We start from the raw sequence: 24,949 nt of genomic DNA on the forward strand, positions 1-24,949 counted from the left end.
ACGGACACAGCGCCGTGCCCGCGGCTCCCCATATGGATCAGGCGCCCTCGCAGAGGAGGGCGCCCCCACGCCTGCTCAGGGCCGGCCGTCCTCGATGTCGTGAATCCGGCGGACGAGTTGCTCCGCCATACCCTTGATCGTCTCCACACCCTCCTGCCCCCAGTCCCGGGTCTCCGTGTCCACCACGCAGATCGTGCCGAGCGTGATGCCGGTGCGAGTGTCGATCAGGGGCGTACCCAGATACGCGCGGATACCCAGCTTGTCGATGACCGGATTGCCCGCGAACCTCGGATAGGCGCAGACGTCACCCAGTGGCATCGCCTTGCGGCGCGTGACGACGTGCGGGCACCAGCCGTGATCCTTCGGCATCTCCCGGCCCGGCTCGGCGTGTTGTGGGAGCTCCACGCCCGTCTGGTCGGGCTCCTGGGTGTAGAGCCCGGCGAAGTATTGTCGGTCCTCGTCGATGAAGTTGACCATGGCATAGGGAGCGCCCGTTATATGGGCCAGGCTCTTGGCGAACTCGTCGAACTCCGGGATGGGGGCGTCACCGATTCCGATCTCCCGCAGCCTGGCGACGCGTGCGGCAGCGTGGGGGTCCTGGGGTGTGGCGAGCCGGTTGCTCGGGTCATAGGGGGCGTAGGGCTCAGGGGTGGACATGGGAGCTCCGTTCGACTGCGGTATTCGGCTGCGCTGAGCTGAGCTGGGGTCAGTGCAAGTGGGGCTCCGCCGCCGGGGTCGCGGGAACGGAGCTGCTGAGCACGTGCTGTACAAGTTCCACCAGCACACGGGTGCCCGAGCTGGAGATCCGGGCGTCGCACATCACGATGGGCACGCTTCCCCTGAGGTCGAGCGCGGCGCGAACCTCGTCGGGGCTGTAGCGGTAGGCGCTGTCCCACTCGTTGACCGCCACGACGAAAGGTATGGAGCGGCGCTCGAAGTAGTCGACGGCGGCGAAGCAGTGGTCGAGCCTGCGGGTGTCGGCGAGCACCACGGCGCCGAGGGCCCCGTTCGACAGCTCGTCCCACATGAACCAGAACCGCTCCTGGCCCGGTGTGCCGAACAGATAGAGGACCGCTTTGTCGAGGGTGATGCGGCCGAAGTCCATCGCCACCGTGGTGGTCGACTTGTCCTCGACGCCCTCCAGGCTGTCGGTCGCCGCGCTGACCGTGGTCAGCAGTTCCTCGGTGCTCAGCGGGGTGATCTCGCTGACCGCTCCGACAAAGGTGGTCTTACCCACCCCGAAGCCACCCGCGATGAGGATCTTGAGGGCTGTGGGGAAGGGGTCAGAGCCGCTTGCGAAGGCCACGCAGCACCGCCTCCAGGGTCTCTCGGTCGGTTGGGATTGCCGCCTCGATGGCATGGGGCGCCCGCGTGATGAGCGCCTTGTGCTCAGCGAGGTCGCTGACAAGGACTTTCGTGATGACGGCCGGCTGCCCGATGTGGGCGGCCAACTCGGCCACCGAGACGGGCTGGGCATGGCACAGGTCGAGGATCTGGTCATGGTCGGGGCCGAGATAGGACTTCGGCCTGCTGCCGGTGGCCATCACGAGGGTGAGAAGATCAAAGTGCGCCTTGGGGCGGGTTCGGCCGCCGCTGACCGTGTAGGGCCGGACCAGACGGCCGGCCTCTTCGTCCAGCCACATTCCGTCCCGCGCGTCCGCGTCCTCAGAACCCGGCATCGAACGACACGTTCGCCGGTCGACGGGCGGGCGTGGCAAGGTGCTTACGGGCCTTCTTGATCAGCATCGCCATCTCGTACCCCAACGTGTCGGCGTGAGTCTCCGTCCCGGCGAGCACGGCCAGGACCGCGCCGGAGCCGGCTGAGCATACGAACAGCAGTGCCGTGCTGACCTCCACGATGACCTGCCGCACCTCGCCGCCGCCTCCGAACCGGCCTGCGACGCCCTTGCCGAGCGACGACAGTCCGGACGCGATGGCGGCCAGGCTGTCCGCATCGTCCTCGCTGAGGCCCACAGCGGCCTTCTTCAGCCCGTCAGAGGACAACAGCAAGGCGTGCCGGGTGCCGGGCACCGTATTGATCAAGTTCTGGAGGAGCCAGTCGAGATCTTCCTGGCCCGCGGTACGGATATCGCTCATTGGTGACGTTCTTCTCCTGTTAGTGACGGAGCCTGCGGCTAGCGGGAGCCGTCGGACGGACTCTCGTCCGCGCCCTCGGCACGATTGAAGCCCCCCGTGAAAGCAGTCCAGTTGCGCATGCTGGGCTCCACGTCGTCCTCGCCCCCCGGCGTACGAGTGCCGGGGGTGTCCATGAGCTGCGGGACCAGGTGCTGCTGCGCGTTGCGCCTCGGCAGCTCCGGTCGCCCGTCCTGGGCGTCGACGTGGTGCGCGGAACCGTAGTCGCGCGGCGGGGCCGCCTCGGCGGTCCGTGGCTGGTGCTGCGGTACGTGCGGCGACATGGTCACACGCCGGACCTCGGGCAGCGGCTGCGCAACCGCTGGGGGAGCGGCCAAAGGCTGGGCCGCGGGTGCCGCCTGGACGGCAGAACGCTGGGTGGGGACCGCCGTGGTGTGCCGGGGCATGTCAACTGTCGCAGGACGCGGCGCGACAGGTTCATCCTCATCACCGAGGAGCCGGTGCGGAATGACGACAACGGCCTGGACGCCGCCGTAGATGTTCCGTCGCAGCTGCACTGCGATGCCATGCCGACGGGCCAGCTCGGCGACCACGAAGATGCCGATACGGCCGTCGGCGAGCAGCTTGCTGACGTCGACGTCGTTGGGGTTGGCGAGCAGCGCGTTGATCCGCCCCTGGTCCTCGGGCGGCATGCCGAGGCCACGGTCCTCGACCTCCACGGCCAGCCCGGCGGCGACCCTTTGGGAACTGAGCAGCACGTTCGTGTGCGGCTTGGAGAACACCGTGGCGTTCTCGACCAGTTCGGCCAGCAGGTGAATGACGTCGGCGACGGCGTGGCCGTGGAGGGTTCCCTCGATCTCCGGCACGAGCTTGACCCGGGAGTACTGCTCGACCTCGGCGATCGAGGACCTGAGTACCTCCATGAGGCTCACCGGGTTGCTCCACTGGCGGCGTGAGACGGCGCCTCCGAGCACCGCGAGGTTCTCCGCGTAGCGCCGGTTCCGTGTCAGCAGGTGATCGACCTGGAAGAGGCGCTTGAGCAGCTCGGGGTCCTCGACCTCGTGCTCGAGGTCGTCGATCTCCCCGATCGCGCGATGCACCAGAGACTGCAGCCGTCGGGCCAGATTGGCGAATACCTCGGCCCTCTCCCTTCCTTCGCCCTCCGAGGTGGGCACGGCGGGCTGCGCCACCTGTATGAGAGCCGCCGTGGCATGCGACCTCAGGAGAGCGATCTCGTGAGCGAGACGGTCGAGAGGCCCCGCCTCGAGCGGGCCGGGACGAGCGAACGGAGGCTGCTCGATCCGCTCACCGCGCGCCATGCGGTGGAGCATCTCCTGCACGTCCGCCTGGCCCCCGGCAGCAAGGCGCTGCAGGGCCGCGTACCGGCGCGACGCCCCTCGGGCCTCGGCATTCGCCGCGACTACGGCGCCGGCCACACAGCTGCAGCCGAGAACCGCGGCGGCGGACAGAACGCCCCAGGTGGCGGCGTCGGCGGCGCCCTCCTGCATGAGCAGGACGATGACGACGACGGCAATGGAGACCACCGCGAGGGCGGCCACAGGGAGGACGGCCAGACGAAGGAAACGGGAACGCGTGGCGGAATCCGGTGCCGGTTCCTGGGCCGGAGGCCTGCCGTGCCTCTTCCGTTTCGGGGCCGCGGCCGCCGGCTGACCGGCGGCCGGGCGCGCTGCATAGGTCGGTTCAGGCATCGGAGTCCTCTCGATCAGCCAGTACGGACACACACGCCGACGCTCCGCAGGCTGCCCGTCAACATCAACACGCGTACCGGATCGGGCAGTTAAATGCGTCGATACCCTACGCCACTCTCATTCAGGTGACGTAATCGCACCGACGTACCAGGCTGTCGCACATACGTGAACAACTGCGAAACGAACCGCGCGTCAGGAGCGCCCGCCGAGGCTGGTGTGCTGGAGACCGTGAGCGCGGCTCCACCGCCCACCCGCCAAGATCACCGCGACCTGCGGAGTCTCCCCTACGCCGGTCTGGAGCGGCTCTTGCGGGGTCAAAGCACCTTGCCGCGCACGAGGGCAGTGAGCACGAGTGCGCCCGGCAGCAGGGGCAGCCAGACCGTGAGGACGCGGTAGCCGATGACGGTCGCCGTCGCCAGGGCCACCGGCGCGCCGAACGCGGAGAGGGTGAGCACCAGCGCCGCGTCCACCGAGCCGATGCCGCCTGGTGTGGGTATGGCCCCGGCCGCGGCGCTGGCGGCGAGATACGCGAGGGCCACATGCGCCCACGGCAGCGGCAGGCCGAGCGAGGCCCCGACCGAGGCGACCACGCTCGCCTGGAGCAGAGGAAAGGCTGCCGCACCACCCCACAGGGCGAGGATGCGGCTGGGCCGGGTGTGCAGGAGCCGCGCGTCGGTCAGGGCTGTGCGTACGAATCCGGTGATCAGGCGGCGCAGCGGACGTATGACTGTGACGAGCAGGGCTGCCCCGGCGAGGCCGGTGATCAGGAACCCGATGGCCAGGAGCAACGCCCGCTCACCCGGGAAGAGTTCACCAAGGCGCAGCGTGCCCGGGAAGGCCGCAAGGAGTGTGAGGATCAGCAGCATCCCTGCGATCGGTTTGACCAGTGAGTACAGGGCGAGCGAGGCGGTGGCCCGCGTGAGGGGTATGCCGCGGCCCTGCAGGAAGCGCAGAGTGACGGCATGGGCGCCGAGGCCCGCCGGAAGAACGTGGTTGGCAGCGCCCGCGGCGAACTGTGACGCCAGCAGAAGCCCCGGCGGAAGCCGTTCCGGGATGGCTCCCTGCCGGATGCACGAGGCGGCCGCCCAGCACAGGCAGGTGAAGACGGCCCCGGTCAGCAGCCACCTGGGATCGGCAGAGGTCAGCCGAACGGCGCCGTCGTGCACCACGCGCCAGTGGGCCGCCGTCCATACCCCGATCAGCAGGAGCGGGAGCAGACACAGCGCCCGGCGGACCCGGCGCGCCACGGAGGGGGAAGAGTCGGGGGCGCGCTGCGTTCGTGGAAGCTCGTCGAGCTGGAGCGGGGACACAGGGCACGTCGTCCTTCTGTGTCGCGCCGGCGCGCTGCGCGGCGGACGGGTGTGAGGCGGGGCAAGGGGACGTCAGGAGCGTTCCCGCCTTGCGTGACGGCACGGTGTCCGGCAGCCGAAGGAGCGCCAGCGGGCGGGTGGGCGTGGAGGGACGAGGCGCCTGCGGCGTGCCCTTCTCCCCGCCCCGCCCCTTCCCGCCACCGGCTGCTCGCCGAGGATCCGCACCCCGCCGCGCCCGCGGCAGCGGCCCGGCTCGCCGCCTGCGTCATCGAGCTTTGTCAGTGGTGACCATAGCGCTGATCGCGTCCCGGAAGCGCTGCTGGGCGGCACGCGCCCCTCCTCCTGGACAGCGGTGACGTACAGCCCGCCGCACGCGTCGGCCAGGGCCCGCAGCAGATGCGACTTCCCGTGTCGGCGTCTGCCGGACAGCAGTCGAATCCGTAGCTGGGGCCCGCCGCGCTCCAGGAAACGGTTCAGGCCGCCCACTGCGCGTCCCGGTCGAGGTTGTCGTCGCGACCCCGCCACCAGCTGATTGCCCCACCGACGCAGTCCCCGCAAACCCACCCCACCCGCGATCAAGAAACGCGAAAGGGCGTCCTCGGAAACCGAGAACGCCCAGGTCAGCGACCTAATCGCTTGTGCGCCGCCAGGGACTCGAACCCCGGACCCGCTGATTAAGAGTCAGCTGCTCTAACCAACTGAGCTAGCGGCGCCTGCTGACAAAGAAAATACTACCTGGTCCCGAGGGGTGCTCATGACCACGGTGGCCGGCGCAAGATCCCCCGCCTCCGGAGCCTCGTAACCGCGGCGCCTCCGAGAGCTCAGGGCCTCCGAGCACCCGGGGCCGTCGCGAGTCCGGGGCTTCCGGAGCGCCCGTCCCGCCAACCTCTGGGTCGGCCGAGAATCCGGGCCTGCGCCGAGCCCCGGGCTCTCGTAACCCTGACCTCTAGATCACCGGCGGACCAACGCCGGCTAGATCGCCAACAGATCGACCGCAGCTAGATCGCCAACGACAGCACCACCGGTGCCGCCTCCCGGTTGAGTGTGTCCGCGGCCTGGCGCAGGCGGTACGCGTGCTCGATCGGGAGGGAGAGGGCGAGGCAGCCGACGGCCGAGCCGGCTGTGACCGGGACGGCCGCACAGACCGTGCCCACCGCGTATTCCTGCAGGTCGAGCACCGGCACCGTGGGCGGCTGGGAGTCGAGCCTGTTGAGCAGGACACGCTCGTTGGTGATCGTCCGCGACGTGAGCCGCGCCATCTTGTGGCGGGAGAGGTGATCGCGGCGGCCGTTCAGGTCGAGCTGGCCGAGCAGGGACTTGCCGATCGCGCTGGCGTGCGCGGCGGAGCGGAAGTCCACCCACTCGTTGACCTTGGGCGTGCGGGGACTGTCCGCGCACTGTGTGACACGGATCTCCCCGTCGACGTACCGGCTGAAATAGACCGCGGCGCCCACCGAGTCGCGCAGCCTGTCCAGGGTGTCCTGGAGCTTGTCACGCAGGGCCTGGTCACGGCCCTGTGCGGAGCTCAGCCTGGTCAGGGCGTCGCCCGCGATGTACGCGCCGTCCGTCATCCGCTCGATGTACCCCTCGCGGCACAGTATTCGCAGCAGAGGTGCAAGTCGCTCGGCGGGCAGCCCCGTGTCCCGTGCGAGCTCGGCGTGGGTCACGCCGGCACCGCGCCGGGAGATGATCTCCAGTAGACGCAAGGTGTGCTGCACCGAGTGGTGCGGCACGGTCGGTTCGTGCTTCAGCGCCACGGCGTTCCCCCTGCTATGGGCCTGTTCCGGACAGCTGGGCTCCGTACCACGATAGCCGCCAACCGGCCCTCGTGGACCGGTTGTTGACGAGTTGCGTGGCGCGTTCCATGCCTCTCAGCAGGAGCGCGCCACGCTGGCATATGCCAGGGTCATGACCCGGCGCTCCGGCCTCGGAGATTACCGTTGGTGATCACCGAGATCTCACAGGACGGCGCTGAGAAATTCCCTCGTCCTCTCCTGCTCCGGATCGCCGAAGATCTTTTCGGGGGTTCCGGATTCGATGACACGGCCGGAGTCGAACATCAATACCTGGTCGGAAATGTCCCGAGCGAAGTTCATCTCGTGGGTGACGCAGAGCATGGTGATGTCCGTGGTGCGGGCGATGTCGCGCAGGACGTCCAGGACTCCGGCCACCAGTTCCGGGTCGAGGGCCGAGGTCACCTCGTCGAGCAGCAGCACCTGCGGGCGCATCGCGAGCGCGCGGGCTATAGCGACGCGCTGCTGCTGTCCGCCGGACAGCTGTGTCGGGTACGCGTCGCAGCGGTCGGCGAGGCCGACCATGTCGAGCAGCTCGCGGGCCCGCTCCTCCGCCTCGTCCTTCGACAGGCCGAGGACGGTGACCGGCGCCTCGGTGATGTTGCGCAGCACCTTCATGTTCGGGAAGAGGTTGAACTGCTGGAAGACCATCCCGATGTTCTTGCGGACCTCGCGGATGTGCTTCTCGCCGGCCGGGACCAGCCTGCCGTTCTTGTCCTCGTGCGTGAGGTAGTCGCCGTTGACCTTGATCGTGCCCTCGTCCGGGCGGGTCAGGGTCATCAGCAGCCGCAGGATCGTCGTCTTGCCGGAGCCGGACGGGCCGATCAGGGTGACGTGCTTGCCGGAGGCGACGGAGAAGTCGAGTTCGTCGAGGACGGTGTTGGCGCCGAAGCGCTTGGTGACCTTGTCGAAGCGGATCAGCTCGCTGCCGTCCACCGGCGGGTTGGCAAGGTCGTTCTCTAGGGGGTTCGTGTCAGCGGACAAGGCGTCGCTCCAGGGCTCGGAGGAGAAGAGAAGCCGGGTAGGCGATGACGATGAAAGCGAGGCCGACGACGGTCAGCGGCTCGGTGTACTGGAAGGTCGAGGCGCCCTGCAGCCGAGCCTGCTGGAGCATCTCCAGCACGCCGATGGACATGAGCAGAGGCGTGTCCTTCAGCATCGAGATCACGTAGTTGCCGAGCGCGGGGACCACCCGGCGGAAGGCCTGCGGCAGGATCACCGCGAACCAGGTGCGGCGCCCCGGGAGGCTGAGCGCGGTCGCCGCCTCCCACTGGCCGGCCGGCACCGCTTCGATGCCTGCGCGGTAGACCTGCGCGGTGTACGTCGAGTAGTGCAGACCGATCGCGACGATGCCAGTGGTCAGCGCGGAGAACTGGATTCCCCACTCAGGCAGTACGAAGAACAGGAAGAACAGCTGCACCAGCAGTGGCGTGTTGCGGATGAACTCGGTGATCAGCCCCACGGGCCACCGTATGAAGCGCGCCGGAGCGCGGAAGGCGATCGCCCAGACCAGGCCCAGGGTGAAGGAGATGAGGGAGCCGAGCACCAGGGCCTGCAGGGTGGTGAGGACACCGTCCCAGAACGCCGGCATGAAATCGGCGACGGCCGACCAGTCCCAGTTCATGCGGCACCTCCGGTGCTGGACCAGTCACGCGACATCTCGGTCTGCTGGCGCAGCCCGAGCTTCTGCGTGATGAGGATCTTCTTCGGCGGGGTCTGTCCGATCCCGGCCTTGGCCTTGCGCTCCAGCGCCCGCATGCCGCGGGTGAGGACGAAGGCGAGTACGAAGTAGATGACGAGCGAGATCGTGTAGATCTGCGCGCTCTCCAGGGTGGCCAGGCGCACCAGATAGGCGGCGAAGGACACGTCCCCGACGCCCAGCAGGGACACCAGCGCGGTGCCCTTGAGCAGCTCGATCAGCAGATTGCTGAACGGCGGGATCATCTCGGGCACGGCCTGCGGCAGCATGATCAGCCGCATCCGCTGCCACGGGGTGAAGCTGAGCGCGACCCCCGCCTCGCGCTGAGCCGGAGCCACCGCGTTCAGCGCCCCGCGTACGACCTCCGCGCCGTACGCACCGTACGACAGGCCGAGGGCGAGGACGGCCGCCCACATCGGGACCAGCTGCCAGCCCGCGAGCGGCGGAAGCACGAAGAACATCCAGAACATCAGCACCAGGGCCGACGTGCCGCGGAAGACCTCGGTGTAGAAGCCCGCGAGGAACCGGACGAACCTCGACCGGTGGGTGCGGGCCGCGCCGACGGCGAAGGCGACGACGGTGGCCAGTGCCGCGCTGTAGAGGGTCAGCTGGATCGTGATCCAGATGCCCGGAAGGACCCAGTGTTGCCACAGTCCGGTGGTCATACGGCGCAGAGCTCCTTCGCCGTCATCGTGGTCATTTCCTTCTCGGTGAAGCCGAAGGGCCGCAGAATCCGGAAGAGTTCGCCGCTCGCCTTCATCTTGTGGATCTCCTGGTTGAAGGCGTCGCGCAGCTCGGTGTCCACGGGACGGAAGGCGAAGCCGCCGCCGTCGATCTTCTTCTTGCCGTCGACGACCGGGGCGAAGGCCTCGGTGGCCTCTGCCCTGCGGCTCTTCTTGACCACTTCCCGGACGGTGAGCGCGGTGCCCGCGAAGACGTCGGCGCGACCCGACTCGACGGCGTTCAGCCCGGCCACCTGGTCCTGCAGGATGATGATGTCCTTCTCGGGGTAGCCCGCGGCGGTCGCGTACCCGATCTCGGCATAGCCGGTACCGGTCGCGAACCTCGCCTTGGCCTTGACCACGTCCTCGTACGAGCGCAGGTTCTTCGGATTCCCCTTGCGCACGATGAACGCGTCGAGCATCTGGTACTCGGGGTCGGCGAAGATGACCTGCTGGCAGCGCTCCTTGTTGATGTACATCCCGGCCGAGACGACATCGAACTGCTGCGAGTTGAGGCCCGGTATGAGGGAGCCGAACTCGGTGGCGACGGGCTGGACGCTGTCGATGCCGAGCCGCTTGAAGATCACTTTGGCCAGTTCCGGCGCCTCGCCGGTGAACTCACCGTCCTTGCCGATGTATCCGAACGGGATTTCGCCCGCGATGCCGAGCCGCACCGTGCCCTGCGAGCGGAGCCGCTCCAGCGAGTCTCCCTCCTGCACCCGGCTGCAGCCCGAGGCGCCTCCCACGGCGGCCGCGGCGCCGAGCGCGGCGGTACCCGCGAGCAGGGCGCGTCGCCCCACACCACGTTGTTCTTGTCGGTCTCGTCTTGTCGGAGCCATGGGCGCGCGGCTACCCGAGAACATGCGAAGTATTCGGACGAGTTTGCGCCCGTGATCTTTGCCCAGGACATGTGCGTGCCGTGAGAAGCGGTCTTGACCTCATGGGGACGATGGGTTCATGACGGATCGCACGAATGGCGTGAATCGCACGGAACGATTGGTGGACCGCACGGATCGCTTCATCGAAGTCTCCCTCGAGAAACGGGGAGTTCGCTGCACGGCGAAGCTGCTCGATGACCGGGCCCCGGTCACGTGCGCGGCGGTGTGGGACGCGCTGCCGCTCGGCGGCGACGTCTATCACGCGAAGTACGCCCGGAACGAGATCTACGCTCTCTTCCCGGCCTTCGCCGCCCAGGAACCCCCGCTCGAGAACCCGACAGTGACCCCCATCCCCGGCGACCTGTGCTACTTCTCCTTCTCCGGCACCGAACTGGGCACCCAGGCCTACGGATACGAGCCCGGCGCCGACGTCCGGGCCGGCACGACCGTCGTCGACCTGGCCCTGTTCTACGAACGCAACAACCTGCTGCTCAACGGCGATGTGGGGTGGGTGCCGGGGATCGTGTGGGGGCAGGTGGTGGAGGGCCTGGACCGGATGGCGGAGGCGTGCAACGACTTGTGGCGCGGGGGAGCGCTGGGGGAGACGCTGTCGTTCCGCCGGCTGTAGCTCCTACAGGGCGGGCGGCGCCACCCCGGCGGCGCCCGCCTCGTACAGCGCATGCGCGGCCCGCAGAACCACTGCGTCCTCGTGCCGCGCAGCCACGATCTGCAGCCCCACCGGCAGCCCGGAACCGTCCAGGCCCACCGGCACGGAAGCCGCAGGCTGCTGCGTCAGATTGAAGGGATAGGTGAAGGGCGTCCATCCGGTCCAGCGGCGGTGGCCGGACCGGGCCGGCACCTCGACGCCCGCCTCGAAAGCGGTCAGCGGCAACGTCGGGGTGACCAGCAGGTCGTACGTCTCGTGGAAGTGCCCCATCCGCCGCCCAAGGTCCATCCGCACGTCCACCGCCGCGAGATAGTCGAGCGCGCTGTACGCGGCCCCGTACCTGCAGATCTCCTGCAGCCCCGGGTCCAGCAACTCCCGTTGGGCGGCGTGCAGTTTCTGGGCGACCCGCGCGGCCCCGCTGAACCACAGGGTGTGGAAAGCCTCCACCGGCTCGGTGAAGTCGGGGTCGGTCTCCTCGACGTACGCCCCCAGCTCCGCGAGCCGTTCCACCGCTCGCCGGACCGCGGCCGCGACGGCCGGCTGCACCGCGACCTGGCCGCCGAGCGAAGGCGAGTACGCGACGCGCAGCCCGCGCACTCCGCCGCCGAGCGTGTCCTGGAAACTGCCCGGGGCCTGTCCCAGCTGCGACCAGTCGCGCCAGTCGGGACCGCTGATCACATCCATCATCAGCGCCGCGTCCGCCGCGTCGCGGGTCATCGGCCCGACGTGTGACAGCGTCCCGAAGGCGCTCGCGGGATACAGCGGCACCCGCCCGTACGTCGGCTTCAGCGCGAAGATCCCGCAGAAGGCCGCGGGGATACGGACACTGCCGCCCCCGTCCGTGCCCAGCGACAGCGGCCCCGCGCCGAGCGCCACGGCCACCGCGCTGCCGCCGCTGGAGCCGCCCGCGGTGCGCGAGGTGTCGTACGGATTGCGGGTCACGCCGGACAGCGGCGAGTCCGTGACGCCCTTCCAGCCGAACTCGGGCGTCGTCGTCTTGCCCAGGAAGACCGCGCCGTGCTCCCGCAGCCGCGCCACCGACGGGGCGTCCTCGTCCCAGACGCCCTCGGGGCGGACCGTCCGCGAACCCCGCAGCGTGGGGCCGCCGCGCAGCAGGAGGATGTCCTTCACCGAGACCGGTACGCCGTCCACGAGACCGGCCGGTTCGCCGCGCACCCAGCGCCGCGTGGACTCCTCGGCCCGCGCGAGCGCGTCGTCCGCGTCCACACGTACGAAGGCGTTGACCGCGGGCTCCGTCTCCTCGATGCGCCGCAGTGCCGCGCGCGTGGCGTCGACGGGGCTGAACTCCCCCTTGCGGTAGCCGTCGATGAGCTGTGCCGCGGTCAGGTCGGTGAGCTCGGTCATGCGCTCTCCCAGGGTCGGTGGCGACGGGCGGGCATGGATAGTGCGTGACGAGTGGACAGCGCTTGATCAAAGCGCTTGATCAACGCCCCGGTACATACCCACGTTTCTTGTCCACCACGTTCAGCAGGGGCCTCCCCGCCTCCCACCGCTCGAACAGCTCGACGAACTGAGCCCCGAGGTCGTCCCGCCAGCCGACCGTGTCGCCGCTCATGTGCGGCGAGACGAGCAGCCCGGGGGCGTCCCACAGCGGGCTGTCGGGCGGCAGTGGCTCGTGTTCGAAGACATCGAGGGCGGCGCCCGCGAGCCACCGCTTCGACAGCGCCTGGGCCAGGTCCTTCTCGACGACGAGTGCCCCACGGCCCACGTTGATGAACCGCGCAGAGGGCTGCATCACGCCGAACCGCCGCTCGTCGAACATGCCGCGTGTCTCGTCCGTGAGCGGCGCCGCGCACACCACCCAGTCGGCGCGCGCTATCAGCCGGTCCAGGTCCTCCGGTCCGTGGATACCGGTCCGCGGAGTGCGGCCCACCAGTGCCGTCCTCACGCCCAGCGCCTTCAGCGTCCTCTCGATCGCCCGCCCGATCGGGCCGGAACCGACCACGCACGCGCGCGTGCCCGCCACCCGCTGTGTCTCACGGTGGTGCCACTCGCGCTCCCGTTGCAGGTCCCACGTCCGGGGTAGATCCTTGGCCATGGCCAGGACGAGAGCGGCCACGTACTCGGCGATCGGCTGGTCGAAGATGCCGCGCGCATTGGTCACGACGGTGTCGGACGCGACGAGTTCCGGGCAGAGCACATGCTCCACGCCCGCGCTCGCGGTGTGCACCCAGCGCGGCCGCGGCCCGTCGCCGGGCCAGGCGCGGCGTACCGCGTGCGAGGTGAAGTCCCACACCAACAGCACGTCGGCGTCCGGAAGTTGCTTGGCCAGTGATGCCTCGTCGGCATGAATGACGCGGGCCCGTCCGGTCAGCCGTCCCAGCCGCGGCGGTGGCTCCGCGTCCAGGACAAGAAGGGTTACTTCGGACATCGGGGGGAAACCGTTTCGCAATGCCGGTCCGCTTCTCTGGATGGATTGCCGGTCATGGGGCCGTGGCCGGGGTCGTGGGAGATGTGCGGATTGACCACGCTGGCACCCGAACCTACCTTCGTCAACACAGGCCCGGCGCCGGCTGTCCGGTCCTGCACTCCCGTGTACCGGCTCCCCGGTACGGATCCTCAGTCCCGACGTCCCGGCATGAGCCGGCTCCCACTTCCTCCTTCCGGCCGACGGCCGGCCCTTCCTCAGCACAACTGCTCACCTTCAGTGAACAGGGGCCTGGTTATGGACGTCTCCTTCCTGGGCGGCCCCCGCCCGCAACGCGGTGTCGGCGTCGTCGCACCCTTCGACTTCGCGCTCGACCGCGAGCTGTGGCGATGGGTCCCCGACGACGTGTCGCTGCATCTCACCCGTACGCCGTACGTGCCCGTCGAGGTCAGTCTCGACCTGGCGCGGCTGGTCAGCGAGCACGAGACGCTGGACGAGGCGGTCCGGGCGCTGAGCGCCGCCGAGCCGGAGGTGCTCGCCTACGCCTGCACGTCCGGCAGCTTCGTGGGCGGCATCGCGGGTGAGCGCGCCATGTGCGAGGCGATGACACGCGCCACGGCCGAGGAGCAGCTCCCCGCGCTGACCACATCGGGTGCGCTGCTGGAGGCGCTGGACGAGCTTCAGGCCCGGCGGATCGCGCTGGTCACCCCGTACACGGTGTCGGTGACCAGGGCTCTGGAGGAGTATCTGGCCGAGGCGGGCGTGCAGGTGACGGGCCGGGCCTGCCTGGGCCTGACCCGGCACATCTGGAAGGTGCCCTACCGCGACGTGGTCGCCATGGCGAGGCATGCTGTACGGGGAGTGGCGGACGCGCTCTTCATCAGCTGCACGAATCTTCCGACGTACGACGTGATCCCCCAGCTGGAGGCCGAGTTGCGGATACCGGTGATCTCGGCCAACCAGGTGACGATGTGGTCGGCCCTGCGTCGTCTGGGTACGCGTGCCGTGGGGCCGTACCAGGCGCTGATCGATCCCGGCGCGAGGCCGGGCGCGGCTCAGCTCGACCCCCCTGCCCTGCCCGACGGACCTCCCCCCTTGCCCTGACGCCAGGGGGCTTCCCAGCGAAGGAGGCTGGACGTGACCGCACTCGGATTCCTGTACCCGGGCCACTCCGCCGAGGACGACTACCCGCGCATCGAGCAGCTGCTGGGCAGCGACATCCGGCTCGCGGTGATCCACACGGACATCGGCGAGGACGCCCACCGCGTCGACGCCCTGCTGGAGATGGGGTCGCCGGAGCGGCTCGCGGCCGGGGTGGAGGAGCTGCGACTGTCCGGCGCCGAGGCGGTGGTGTGGGCGTGCACCAGCGGCAGCTTCGTCCGCGGCTGGGAGGGCGCCCAGGAACAGGTGCGGTCGCTGGCGATGGCGGCGGGCCTCCCCGCGTCCAGCACGTCGTTCGCGTTCGCCCATGCCGTTCCGGAGGTGGGTGCGGGGCGCGTCGCGGTCGCGGCGACGTACCCGGACGATGTGGCCGCACACTTCGCTGCGTTCCTGAAGGACGCCGGCACCGAGGTCGTCTCGGTGCGCGGCAGCGGCATCATCACGGCGGCCGAGGTCGGCACGTGGGGCCGCGACGAGGTCCGGGAGCTGGCCCGGACCGGCGACCATCCGGACGCGGAGGCCGTCCTGCTCCCCGACACGGCCCTGCACACGGCGGCTTACATCCGCGACCTGGAAGAGGAACTCGGCAAGCCGGTCCTCACCGCCAACCAGGTCACGGTTTGGGAGGCCCTGCGCCTGGTCTCCCGCCGCGTGAACGCTCCGGCGCTCGGCGCACTGTTCACGAAGGAACCGATCGTGCAGGTGAGGGGCTAGGGCCTGTGTCGGAAGTGGCCCGCCCTTCGGGCGGACGACGCCACTTCCGACACAGGCCCTAGGGCAGCCGCCGGGGAATAACCGGAGCTCCCCTCCTGTTAATACGACCCGCCCCACGCGACGTACGGACAGGAAGGACCCACCGTGGCAGCGGACGACCCCAACGAGGCCCGAGACGAGATCCGCGGAAAGGCCCAGGGCACGGCCCCGGTGCCGCTGTCCGTACTGGACCTGGTCACCGTCGGCGCGGGCCGCACCGCCACCGACGCCCTCCGCACCAGCGTCGAACTGTCCCGCCTGGCGGAGACCCGCGGCTTCCACCGCTACTGGGTGGCCGAGCACCACTCGATGCCCGGCGTCGCCTCGTCCTCGCCCGCCGTGATCCTCGCCCACCTTGCGGCCCACACGGACCGTGTCCGCCTGGGCTCGGGCGGCGTCATGCTCCCGAACCACGCGCCCCTCGTCATCGCCGAGCAGTTCGGCACCCTGGAGGCGATGGCCCCCGGCCGTATCGACCTGGGCCTGGGTCGCGCGCCCGGTACGGACGGCGCGACGGCCGCAGCCCTGCGCCGCACCGACCGCCCCCACGAGGGCGCCGACGACTTCCCCCAGCAACTTGCCGAGCTGACGCGTTTCCTGGACGACGACTTCCCGGACGGCCACCGGTACGCCCGCATCCACGCCGTTCCGGGCCCGGTCCAGGCCACGTCGCCCGGCGGCGTGCAGTCCCGGCACCGGCCCCCGATCTGGCTGCTCGGCTCCTCGGGCTTCAGCGCGCGGCTGGCCGGCGTCCTCGGCCTGCCTTTCGCCTTCGCGCACCACTTCTCGGCTCAGAACACGCTGCCGGCGCTCGACCTGTACCGCGAGTCGTTCCAGCCCTCCGAGGTGCTGGACGCCCCGTACGCGCTGATCGGCGTCTCGGCGGTGGCCACGGACGACGAGAAGGAGGCCCGCCGCCAGGTGCTCGCCGCGGCCCTGAACATGGTCCGGCTGCGTACCGGCCGCCCCGGCCTGGTCCCGACCCCGGAGGAGGCGGAGGCGTACGCCTTCAGCTCCCTCGAACGCGACTTCGTCGACAGCTGGAACGCGAACGTCATCCACGGCACCGCCGACCAGGTCCGCACCGGCCTGGACGACCTCCAGAAGCGCACCGGCGCCGACGAACTCATGATCACGGCGAACGCCCACGGCGGCGATGTACGCGTACGCTCGTACGAACTGATCGCGGACGCATACGGGATGCCGCGCGGCTGAGGGGTACCGCTGTGGGCAATCGTTCCGCGGGGCTGGGGGCACCTCCCAGCGGTAGCTGGGGGAGGGTGGCACAGCCCACGACGGCGGGTGCGCTTCATGGCGGGGTGCCCAGGCGCCCCCGTCAGGTGCCGGTGCCGGCCAGCAGCTCCGAGATGCGGTCCGGCGTCACGGGGCGGGAGTACAGCCACCCCTGACCCGTATCGCACCCGATGCGCCGCAGCCGGGTCGCCTGACCGGAGGTCTCCACGCACTCCGCCGTGACCGTCAGCCCCAGCCGATGGGCCAGCTGCACCAGGGCCTCGACGATGACCTCGTCGGCGGGGTTGGGATGCGTCCCGCCGTCGTACCGGAACCCCCGTACGAATGACCCGTCCAGCTTGAGCACGGACACGGGCAGCCGGCTGAGATACGCGAGGTTCGAGTACCCGGTGCCGAAGTCGTCGATGGCGATCCGCACGCCCATGTCGCTCAGGGCCTGGAGGGCCTGCAGCGGCCGTCCCGCGGAGCCCATCACGGCGGACTCGGTGAGCTCCAGCTGCAGCAGACGCGGAGCCAGGCCCGTCTCCGCGAGGATGTCCGCGACATCGGCGACCAGGTCGGAGTCCCAGACCTGGCGCACCGCCACGTTGACGCTCACGAAGACCGGCTCCACACCCGGGTGCTCCAGCTGCCACTGCCGGGCCTGGCGGCAGGCGGTGCGCAGTACCCAGCGGCCGAGCTGGACGATCGAGCCGTCCTCCTCCGCCAGTCCGATGAACCGATTCGGCGTCAACGTTCCGAACTGCGGGTGATGCCAGCGCACCAGCGCCTCGACCCCGTGCAGCTCCCCGTCCTCCATGCCTACCAACGGCTGGTATTCCAGGGCGAATTCACCCCGGTCGACGGCGGGACGCAGCGTGGAGGACAGCGCCTGGCGGGTCATCCGGTGGGCGTTGCGCTCGGGGTCGAAGAGCGTCCAGCGCGCCTTGCCGTCCGCCTTGGCCCAGTACAGCGTGGTGTCCGCGGCCTGCATCAGCCCGGTCGCGGTGGTCTCCGAGGTCCGCCGCTCGACGACGCCGATGGACGCCGACACGGACAGCCGCTGCCCCGACAGGTCGAACGGTTCCTGCACGGCCTTCAGCACCGACTCGGCCAGGTCGGCCAGCTGTTCCGTGCCGGTCGAGTCCTCCACCAGCAGCGCGAACTCGTCGCCGCCGAGCCTGGCGACGAGGGGAGTGGCGGCCCGCGCGTAACCGGCCTCGTCGGCGCAGCGCGTGAGGCGTTCCGCGACGGCCGCCAGCAGCCGGTCGCCGACCCGGTGGCCGAGCGTGTCGTTGACCGCCTTGAACCCGTCGAGGTCGAGATAGCACAGCCCGATCCGCCCGGCGCCGCCCTCCTCGTACGGCCCCGGGTCCAGAGCACCCGAAAGGCGCTCGAAGAACAGGGTCCGGTTGGGCAGCCGGGTCACCGGGTCGTGCATCTGCAGATGGCGCAGCCGCGCCTGGAGTTCGCGGCGGACGCTGATGTCCCGGACCGAGAGGAGCACCGCACCCCCGCCGTCGGCGTCCGGCAGCGGGGCGACGGTGATCTGGACCCATACCGAGTGTCCATCGGGATGTTTGAGGCGGCGGGTGCAGCGCAACCTGGCCTGCCGGCCGCGCAGGACATCGCGATACGCGTGCCAGGTGCGGGTGTCGGACGCCAGGTCCACCAGTTCCGCGGCGGCCTGCCCGGCCAGTGCCCCGGGGTCCCCGCCGAACAGGGCGGCGAACGCTTCGTTGGCGGAGCGGACGAATCCCTTGCGGTCGACGACGGCCATGGCGAGCGGAGCGGCGGCGAAGGCGGCGTGCGCAGATGAGGGGCGAGAGGAGTGCGGGGGGTCGGCCTCTGCGCCACGCTCCGTGACGGCCGGGCGCCCGAGATCCTCCGCGGGCGCAGGCCCTTCGGACGTTCCGCTCACCGCTCGCTCCCGCAGTGCAGTCGTTCTCGGTCAGGGCCGCGGGGCGTCCCCAAGCCGTTCCGGCTGTGGGGTGAAGGCGGTCGCTGAGGGGGGAGGACCGCCCAAGCCCCGGTCCGCGCAGGAAATCGTGCCGATCATAGAGGCTGGCCTCCGGCCCGTTCCAGCCGCGATGCGGCGATACGCCGCACCCCTGCACGACGCCAGACCGCTTCTGCCCAGGTCCGGCCAGGGTTTCTTCGGCGGACGACCGCTTGTGACATTGCGTGAAAATCCGGGGTGTCGGAGCGCTCACCCGAGTGGTGCAGATAAACAGGGCGAACATCAACAAACACACACAGTCTGGGTGGGGTCTCCCGAATTCCCCACCCGGAGGTCGACTTGCCGCGTCAGCTCCCCCTCAGGGGGCTACTGCGCCTCCCGGGGGCTGCGACATCAGCGGCTGCCGTCGCGGGCCCCCGGGCCCTCCGGCACGGGGGCGACCGGACCCGACTGCGCAGCACCACGGCCGCCCTCACCTCGCTGACCGCCCTTGCCGCCACCTCGCTGGTGGCCGGCCCCGTGTCCGCCGAACCCCTGGGCGGGCTGTGCGCCCTGGAGCGCACGGCGGCACACCACTCGGAGGGCGTGGACACCTGGAACCCGGCCTATCCGCGGCCGACGGGCACCCTTGACGCGGTGATGGTCTTCCTCTCCTTCCCGGACTCCAGACCCCGCGTCACCCCTGCGGCACTGGCCGCCGACTACTTCCCCGCCACCAGCCGCTTCTTCACGCACGCCTCGTACGGCAAGTTCACGTTGCGTCCGCACCCGCAGCCCGCGTGGATCGAGATGCCGCACGCCTCCACCTCGTACGCCATAAAGCGCGACTGGAACGCGTCGCGGCGCAGCGCGTATCTCCGGGACGCGATCAACGCCGCCAATCCGCGGGTCGACTTCCGCAAGTACGACATCGTGTACCTCGTCGCGGACCCGGATGCGCCGGGTGTCGATTCGGACGCCACCAAGGTGGTCAACTTCGAGCGCCCGATCGAGGCCGACGGCGCGGACATCAGGCGTGTGGTGACGGTCTTCGAGCGGCATCCGCCGGACCGCAACGTGCTCGCCCATGAGACGGGACACGTCTTCGACCTGCCGGATCTCTACCATCGTCCGTCCGACGGCAAGGGCGACTGGGACACCTACGTCGGCGACTGGGACGTCATGGGCAGCCAGTTCGGGCTCGCCCCGGACCTCTTCGGCTGGCACAAGTGGAAGCTCGGCTGGCTTGAGCCGAGGCAGGTCGCGTGCGTGCAGGGGCTCGGCACCACACGGCTGACGCTGGAGCCGCTCGCGGAAGGACCCGAACCCGGCGGAGCGCTGGCCGGTCAGCCGTTCGGCTCCGGGGGCGGCACCAAACTGGCGGTGGTCCGCACCGGCCGTACCAGCGCGCTCGCCTTCGAGGCCCGCGGCCCGGCCGGGAACGACGAGGTGAGCTGCACCGAGGGCATCCTCGCGTACCGCGTCCGCAGCGGGACGGCGTCCGGTGGCGGCCCGGTCGAGGTCGTGGACGCCCATCCGCACTCCGAGTCGTGCTGGGGCGACTCCGTGTATCCGGAGCTGGCGGATGCGCCGGTGCGGCTGGGGGAGACGTTCACGGTGCCGGGCGCGAAGGTACGGGTGGAGGCGGAGGACCGGACACCGTCGGGAGCGTGGACGGTGAAGATCACGACGGGGTGAGGTCGGTCGGGACTTGGGGCTGCCTCGACTCCGGCCGAGGGGGTGCCCGACCCCGGCCGATAGGGTGCCCGACCCCTGGCCAAGGGGGTGCCCGAGGCCGGGGCCAAGGGGGTGCCCGAGGCCGAGGGGGTGTGGGTGGCGAAGCCCCCACAACGCGGGGCGAAGCCGCGCAGAAACAACGATGGCGAGGAGGTTCGCGCTTTCCGCGAACACACCTCGCCATCGCCATCGTGCGCCGCCAGGGACTCGAACCCCGGACCCGCTGATTAAGAGTCAGCTGCTCTAACCAACTGAGCTAGCGGCGCCTGCTGACGTCGAAGACCTTAGCACCCTGGTCGGCGGGAGGAAAATCGATATCCGCGGGGCCGTCGCAGGTTCCCGGCCGTCTCCCGCCGCCGCCCTCGCCGGGGCTGCTCCGGGCCGCTCCGCGGTCTCGCGGGCCGCGCGGACACCGGCCCAGAGAAGGACCTCCGGCCCGGGCAGCCAGGGGTTCCGGGTGCCGGGCGCGACGAGCCAGCGGCAGTCGAGCCGGGTCGAGGCGGACGGCCCGGGCACCAGCGGCGGCACGGTGACGGCGTCACCGCGGCCGTAGCACAGCAGCGGCGGCACGCCGCGGCACCGGCCGGCCCATTCCTCCCAGGCCAGCAGCGAGGGCAGCCGCTGAGCGGTCCCCGGCGCGGCGAACAGCAGCATGCGTCCGCGGTACGCGGCGATGGGCCCCGATCCCGGGCCCTCGTCCCACAACCGGTCCAGCATGCGGCGGCCGAAGATGGCGGGGACGTTGACGACGTCGAACGCGTCACCGCAGGGCAGCACGATCGGAGCCTCGGGGCGCTCGTGCCATAACGCGAGGGTGCTCTGCGGATCGCTGCCTGCTGAGGCGAGCCAGGACGCCCCCTCGAATGTGATGTCCGAGACGTCGAACTGATCGTGTGCGGACAAAGCGTGGACGGACAAGGCCACAGGAAGCTGTTTGCTGCTCATGGCATTTGTGTGTACCGGCAGTGAGCGTGACGCTTCCGTGAGTTGCGGGAAACCGGTCCGCCGGCGGAACGGAGGGAGTACCCTGCCCTCGGGCATATGCCGGAAGATCGTGCTCCGGCCTTTTGCCTCACGAGCAATCGCGGGTCCCCGGGCGGCTGGCGGCTCGTGCCTCTCGGGCGCTCGCGAGCGGGCTCAGGCCTCGGCTTCGGTCCCGCGCAGCAGGTCGCGCCCGTACTCGACCATCTTCTTCGCGTAGTCCTCCGTCCATTCGGCGCGGGCGGCGATGTCGGCGGGCGTCAGGCGGTCGAAGCGGCGCGGATCCGCGAGCTGTGCGGCGGCTATCGCCTGGTACTCGACGGCTCTGTCCGTCGCGGCCCGGAAGGCGAGGGTCAGCTCGGTGGCTCGGGACAGCAGCTCCCGCGGATCCTCGATCGACTCCAGGTCGAAGAAGTGCTCCGGGTCGGCGGCCACCTCCGCAGGCTCGAAGAGCAGCGGCGCGGGGCGCAGCCGCGGCTCGGTACGGGGCCGCTCGGGCTCCGCCATGGTTCTCCTCCTCGTACGGTTCCGTGGCCCTTGGGGGCCACGTTCCATTGTCCCGTGCCGCGCAAGTAGGCCCCCGGCCCAGGACGCCGGTCCGGCGGCGCGCAGGACTCCGTCCGGCGATTCAGGGCGTCCACGACACCCGGTGCTCGGACCAGTGGTCCCACGTGGACATCATCGCTTCCCAGCCGTCCGGGAACTTCACCGTCACGCCCAACTGCACCGGCTCGGTCGACGGGTGATCGTCAAGCAGTTCGGCGACCCCCGCCCGGCACACCACGATGCAGGCATGCCGATGCCGGGAGGCCAGCACGCACAGCCGGCCCGTCTCCAGGTGGAACGCCGTCGCATCCGGCCGCCCCGACAGCGGATGCAGCACGACGGTCACGTCGAACTCCCGCCCCTGCAGCCGGTTCGCCGTGTCCACCGTGACATCCGCGACCCCCAGATCCGCGAGCGCCGAGCGCACGGCCGCGGCCTGATCGCGGTGCGCCGTGCCGACCGCGATGCGGTCGGCCGTGAGCGGCACCGGGTCCGGCGACTGCTCGGAGACGGCCGCACCCCCGCGGTCCAGCAGCCGCCGCACGACCCGCGCCACCGCCCGTACGGCCTCGGGGTCCGTACGCGGCGTATGCCGAGCAGGAAGCTCCAGCAGCCCCCACCCCGCCTCGGTGGCCTCGTCGATGACCCGGTCAGGACCCGAACCGTCCGACGCCACCGCGAAGCTGAGCCGCCGGTCACCGTGTCCGGTGCCGCTGCGGAACCGCGTGTACGGATAGAAGGCGTCCGACACCAGCGGCGCCGCCGACGCGGGCAGCCGCCATGACACGGGCAGCCGGTGCTGCGGCAGCTGAGGGTTGTGGGCGAGCAGCGTCGTCACGGCGGACGCCGAAGGGTCGTACGCCAGACCGGCCCACTGCTCGGCCCCGACGATCGCGAACGGATCCAACTGCCCCGGATCGCCCACGAACAGGGCCCGCTCGAACAGCCCGGCCACGGCGAGCAGCGCGTCGGAACGCATCTGGTACGCCTCGTCGACGATCGCGTACCGCCATGGCTCGACGCCCTTCACGTGCGCCCACTTGGCGGCGGTCGAGATGACCACGTCGAGCCCGGCGAGGTCGGCGGCCTTGGCGGACTTGCGCACGTTCGCCAGGCCGTCGAGGGCCTTGTCGTACGGATCCGCGTCGCTGCTGTGCAGCCGCCCCACAGGGAGGTCGGGGTCCTTCTCGGCGAGCCGCAGCACCAGGTCGTCGACCTGGGCGTTGGTCTGGGCGATGACCATCAACAGGCGCCCGGCGGCGGCCAGTTCACGCGCCGCCCGCACCACGAGGGTGGACTTCCCCGCACCCGGCGGAGAGTCCACGACGACCCCGCGGTGCGCACCTTGCATCGTGTCCCGCAGGATCGCGTCGGTGGCCCGGGCGGCCGCGGCGGCGGGATCGGAGGCCACGGGTTGTGGGGCGTCGAGGCCGTTCGGGGCGGCGATGCCGTCCGGGGAGGCCAGGCTCTCTGGGGAGGCCAGGCCGTCCCGGGTGGCCGGGTTTTGCGTGGTGGCCTGGTTTTCCCGGGTGGCGAGGCCGGGGTGAGAGTCGGCCCCAGCCCCCAGGGAGGGGCGGGCGTCGGCGGTCATAGGACGTCCTCCTCGGTCATCGGATCCGGAACCTCCGCGACGGCTGCGCCCTCACCCGGCGGGCCGCCGTGCGTCCACGGCGTCTCCTCCGGGTCCGGCAGCGTGGGGCCGCCACGCTGATCGTGCTCGAACAGCGTGAAGCACAGCCGGTCGCCCTTCTCGGGCACCGAACCGGGCTCGGGCTCCTTGCCCCGGCCCATCTTGTCGAGTAGGCGCAGCACGAGCGTCACCCCTCCGGGGCCTTGGCCGGCGCCCTCCCTGTCGGCGCCCTCGTCGTATCCGACGAACTCCGCGGTCTGCGGCTTGCCGTCCAGGGAGCGGTAGACCTTGATGCGCTCGCCGAGGTGCGGCCGGTCGTCGGTGCGGACGGTGACGAGAGGCCGTGGGCTGGGCCGCTTGCTCTCGCTGTACGCCATGACGACATCCGTCACCTCGCCGGCGAAGGCCTCGCCGGCGAGCCGTCGCCCGGCCATCACCAGTGGGTCGTCGAGCGCTTCCTGCGCGTCCAGCCGGGCCTGTTCGCGCTCGCGCGAGGCGAGCTTGTTGGCGGCGGTGACGGCGTCGTCGCGCCGCGGCTGAGGCGGCTCACCTGCGGCGACCCGGTCCCGGTGGCTGGTGAAGGACCAGCGGTCGCGGGTCCAGCGATCGGCGACATGCGAGGCTTCGGGCAGGGCCCGCAGAAGGTCGATGCCGCGCCACACAGCCTCCCAGGTGGGCCGTGTCCGGCTCTCGACCAGGGCACGGATCTGCTGCTCGGCGGCAGTGAGTTCGCCGAGTCGGAGGTCCGCCTCGATGCCGTCCTCGGCGGCGGCCAGGGCGGTACGCGCGCGGTCGTAGCGCTCCATCGCCGGGGCCAGCAGCCGGTTGTCGAACGCCGGGTCGGTGGCCGGGCCCGCGGGCGGGCACACCAGCTGTCCATGGGCGTCCCGCGCCAGCTCGGCCCGCAGAGCGGCCTCGGCGCCGGACTCGCCGTCGGGCGGGTCGATCCAGGCGAGCAGCGCACCGAGGTGCTGGTCCTCCAGGCTGCTCTGCCCGGTCGCCCAGTGCCGGGACAGCAGCTCGGTCATGGCGGGCAGCAATGAGGAGCCCGGTACGCGAGCGCGCTCCGCGAAGTGCGTCAGCCAACGGCCGAGCAGCGGTACGCGGGCCGGGGCCGGGTACGGCGCATCGGGGTCCTGTTCGGCCGTACGCCGGAAGCGCATGGAGCGGCCGAGCAGCCGTACGAACTCGATGCCCGTCCGGCTCGGCACGATCAGCTGCGGTGCGTCCGTGCACAGGTCGACCTCGACCTTGACGCGCTTGCCGGTCTCCGGGTCGGTCTGGGTGCGCTCGGCGGCCTCGACCCCCTCCGCGTACTCGTCGACATAGGGCAGGACGACGTCGGCGAGCTCGGCGAGGAAGGCGAATCGCAGGTCGCGGTCGCGCGGCTGGTCCACGACGAGCAGGCGCGGCGCGTCGCGCTCGGTGCCGACGAGCGCACCCAGCGGGGCACCCGCCTCGCCGGCGGTGGTGAGCGGCACGAAGACGAGCGGACGCTCGGACAGATGCCGATGCCGGACGGTGGCAGCGGGCTGCGCACGTCCGGTGCTCATGGCTTCCAGCCGGGCGAGGGTGGAGATCAGCGACACGGGGCCTCCTTGCCGCGGGACGGCGCCGGCCGGGCGCCTTGGGCAGGCTGGGGCGCCGTCTGACGCGGGGCGCTGTCCTGCGGCATCGACGCGTGTGATGCACCTGGCGCCGCCGGGAT

General features: G+C 70.7%; 23 protein-coding genes and 2 tRNA genes. 5 read left to right on the forward strand and 20 right to left on the reverse strand.

The features are described from left to right. Positions 1–75 precede the first annotated feature (75 nt). The 12 genes from H1D24_RS29090 to ehuB all read right to left on the reverse strand — a co-directional run bounded on the left by H1D24_RS29090 (position 76) and on the right by ehuB (position 10,166). Positions 76–657 (reverse strand): GAF domain-containing protein, encoded by a 582-nt coding sequence (locus H1D24_RS29090; RefSeq protein WP_181660690.1) that lies wholly within the window; start codon positions 655–657, stop codon positions 76–78. A 49-nt stretch (positions 658–706) separates the two neighbouring features. After that, on the reverse strand, positions 707–1,306 hold the full coding sequence (locus H1D24_RS29095) for a GTP-binding protein (protein ID WP_309484484.1): 600 nt from the start codon (positions 1,304–1,306) through the stop codon (positions 707–709). Continuing rightward, entirely contained in the window at positions 1,284–1,679 is a 396-nt protein-coding gene (locus tag H1D24_RS29100) for a DUF742 domain-containing protein (RefSeq protein ID WP_181660692.1), read from the reverse strand. Before H1D24_RS29100 ends, H1D24_RS29095 begins: the two co-directional genes overlap by 23 nt. After that, the gene (locus H1D24_RS29105; protein ID WP_181660693.1) at positions 1,666–2,097 is read right to left on the reverse strand and encodes a roadblock/LC7 domain-containing protein; all 432 of its coding nucleotides are present in this window, start codon (positions 2,095–2,097) and stop codon (positions 1,666–1,668) included. Before H1D24_RS29105 ends, H1D24_RS29100 begins: the two co-directional genes overlap by 14 nt. Positions 2,098–2,135: 38 nt before the next feature. Next, positions 2,136–3,653, reverse strand: a complete 1,518-nt coding sequence (locus H1D24_RS43695; protein WP_181660694.1) for a sensor histidine kinase — start codon at positions 3,651–3,653, stop codon at positions 2,136–2,138. Between the two features lie 464 nt (positions 3,654–4,117). Beyond that, positions 4,118–5,113, reverse strand: coding sequence for a lysylphosphatidylglycerol synthase transmembrane domain-containing protein (locus tag H1D24_RS29115; RefSeq protein WP_181660695.1), 996 nt, complete (start codon positions 5,111–5,113; stop codon positions 4,118–4,120). 639 nt (positions 5,114–5,752) lie between these two features. Next, positions 5,753–5,826 (reverse strand) — tRNA-Lys (locus tag H1D24_RS29120). A 285-nt stretch (positions 5,827–6,111) separates the two neighbouring features. Then, positions 6,112–6,870, reverse strand: coding sequence for an IclR family transcriptional regulator (locus tag H1D24_RS29125; RefSeq protein ID WP_181660696.1), 759 nt, complete (start codon positions 6,868–6,870; stop codon positions 6,112–6,114). Between the two features lie 201 nt (positions 6,871–7,071). Beyond that, positions 7,072–7,890 carry an ectoine/hydroxyectoine ABC transporter ATP-binding protein EhuA gene (gene ehuA, locus H1D24_RS29130; protein WP_181660697.1) on the reverse strand — a complete coding sequence of 273 codons (819 nt, stop codon included), beginning with the start codon at positions 7,888–7,890 and terminating at the stop codon, positions 7,072–7,074. After that, complete coding sequence (gene ehuD / locus H1D24_RS29135; RefSeq protein ID WP_181660698.1) at positions 7,880–8,530, reverse strand: ectoine/hydroxyectoine ABC transporter permease subunit EhuD; 651 nt, start codon at positions 8,528–8,530, stop codon at positions 7,880–7,882. Before ehuD ends, ehuA begins: the two co-directional genes overlap by 11 nt. Continuing rightward, positions 8,527–9,270 (reverse strand): ectoine/hydroxyectoine ABC transporter permease subunit EhuC, encoded by a 744-nt coding sequence (ehuC, locus tag H1D24_RS29140; RefSeq protein ID WP_181660699.1) that lies wholly within the window; start codon positions 9,268–9,270, stop codon positions 8,527–8,529. The genes ehuD and ehuC overlap by 4 nt, the downstream gene beginning before the upstream one ends. Then, complete coding sequence (gene ehuB, locus H1D24_RS29145; protein ID WP_181660700.1) at positions 9,267–10,166, reverse strand: ectoine/hydroxyectoine ABC transporter substrate-binding protein EhuB; 900 nt, start codon at positions 10,164–10,166, stop codon at positions 9,267–9,269. Before ehuB ends, ehuC begins: the two co-directional genes overlap by 4 nt. Positions 10,167–10,284: 118 nt before the next feature. Here ehuB and H1D24_RS29150 point away from each other — a divergent pair, with 118 nt between their 5' ends. Next, positions 10,285–10,833, forward strand: a complete 549-nt coding sequence (locus H1D24_RS29150; protein WP_181660701.1) for a DUF3830 family protein — start codon at positions 10,285–10,287, stop codon at positions 10,831–10,833. 3 nt (positions 10,834–10,836) lie between these two features. Here the strand turns inward: H1D24_RS29150 and H1D24_RS29155 are convergent, their stop codons facing one another. After that, entirely contained in the window at positions 10,837–12,237 is a 1,401-nt protein-coding gene (locus H1D24_RS29155; protein ID WP_181660702.1) for an amidase, read from the reverse strand. Positions 12,238–12,316: 79 nt separating this feature from the next. Beyond that, the gene (locus H1D24_RS29160) at positions 12,317–13,264 is read right to left on the reverse strand and encodes a D-2-hydroxyacid dehydrogenase (RefSeq protein WP_181660703.1); all 948 of its coding nucleotides are present in this window, start codon (positions 13,262–13,264) and stop codon (positions 12,317–12,319) included. A gap of 294 nt (positions 13,265–13,558) precedes the next feature. On the opposite strand from H1D24_RS29160, the gene H1D24_RS29165 reads away from it, so the two are divergent. The 3 genes from H1D24_RS29165 (at position 13,559) to H1D24_RS29175 (ending at position 16,390) form a co-directional block, all read left to right on the forward strand. After that, positions 13,559–14,365, forward strand: a complete 807-nt coding sequence (locus H1D24_RS29165) for a maleate cis-trans isomerase family protein (RefSeq protein ID WP_181660704.1) — start codon at positions 13,559–13,561, stop codon at positions 14,363–14,365. Between the two features lie 33 nt (positions 14,366–14,398). After that, a complete protein-coding gene (locus H1D24_RS29170; protein WP_181660705.1) occupies positions 14,399–15,136 on the forward strand; it encodes a maleate cis-trans isomerase family protein in 738 nt (245 codons plus the stop codon). Between the two features lie 144 nt (positions 15,137–15,280). Beyond that, the gene (locus H1D24_RS29175; protein ID WP_181660706.1) at positions 15,281–16,390 is read left to right on the forward strand and encodes an LLM class flavin-dependent oxidoreductase; all 1,110 of its coding nucleotides are present in this window, start codon (positions 15,281–15,283) and stop codon (positions 16,388–16,390) included. A 121-nt stretch (positions 16,391–16,511) separates the two neighbouring features. On the opposite strand, the gene H1D24_RS29180 is transcribed toward H1D24_RS29175, so the two are convergent. After that, positions 16,512–18,329 (reverse strand): putative bifunctional diguanylate cyclase/phosphodiesterase, encoded by a 1,818-nt coding sequence (locus tag H1D24_RS29180; RefSeq protein WP_181660707.1) that lies wholly within the window; start codon positions 18,327–18,329, stop codon positions 16,512–16,514. 378 nt (positions 18,330–18,707) lie between these two features. Here H1D24_RS29180 and H1D24_RS29185 point away from each other — a divergent pair, with 378 nt between their 5' ends. Further along, positions 18,708–20,045, forward strand: coding sequence for a M6 family metalloprotease domain-containing protein (locus H1D24_RS29185; RefSeq protein ID WP_258564393.1), 1,338 nt, complete (start codon positions 18,708–18,710; stop codon positions 20,043–20,045). 231 nt (positions 20,046–20,276) lie between these two features. On the opposite strand, the gene H1D24_RS29190 is transcribed toward H1D24_RS29185, so the two are convergent. The 5 genes from H1D24_RS29190 to H1D24_RS29210 form a co-directional block, all read right to left on the reverse strand. Further along, positions 20,277–20,350 (reverse strand) — tRNA-Lys (locus H1D24_RS29190). Next, positions 20,328–21,029, reverse strand: a complete 702-nt coding sequence (locus H1D24_RS29195; RefSeq protein ID WP_181660708.1) for a bifunctional DNA primase/polymerase — start codon at positions 21,027–21,029, stop codon at positions 20,328–20,330. Before H1D24_RS29195 ends, H1D24_RS29190 begins: the two co-directional genes overlap by 23 nt. 192 nt (positions 21,030–21,221) lie before the next feature. Next, positions 21,222–21,572 carry a DUF8844 domain-containing protein gene (locus tag H1D24_RS29200; protein WP_181660709.1) on the reverse strand — a complete coding sequence of 117 codons (351 nt, stop codon included), beginning with the start codon at positions 21,570–21,572 and terminating at the stop codon, positions 21,222–21,224. Positions 21,573–21,693: 121 nt separating this feature from the next. Next, positions 21,694–23,202: an AAA domain-containing protein gene (locus H1D24_RS29205; RefSeq protein ID WP_258564394.1), complete on the reverse strand. Its 1,509-nt coding sequence runs from the start codon at positions 23,200–23,202 to the stop codon at positions 21,694–21,696. Beyond that, positions 23,199–24,830 carry an amino acid adenylation domain-containing protein gene (locus H1D24_RS29210; protein WP_181660710.1) on the reverse strand — a complete coding sequence of 544 codons (1,632 nt, stop codon included), beginning with the start codon at positions 24,828–24,830 and terminating at the stop codon, positions 23,199–23,201. Before H1D24_RS29210 ends, H1D24_RS29205 begins: the two co-directional genes overlap by 4 nt. Between the last annotated feature and the right edge of the window lie 119 nt (positions 24,831–24,949).

Source organism: Streptomyces himalayensis subsp. himalayensis, from assembly GCF_013778455.1.
Classification (GTDB): Bacteria; Actinomycetota; Actinomycetes; order Streptomycetales; family Streptomycetaceae; genus Streptomyces; species Streptomyces himalayensis.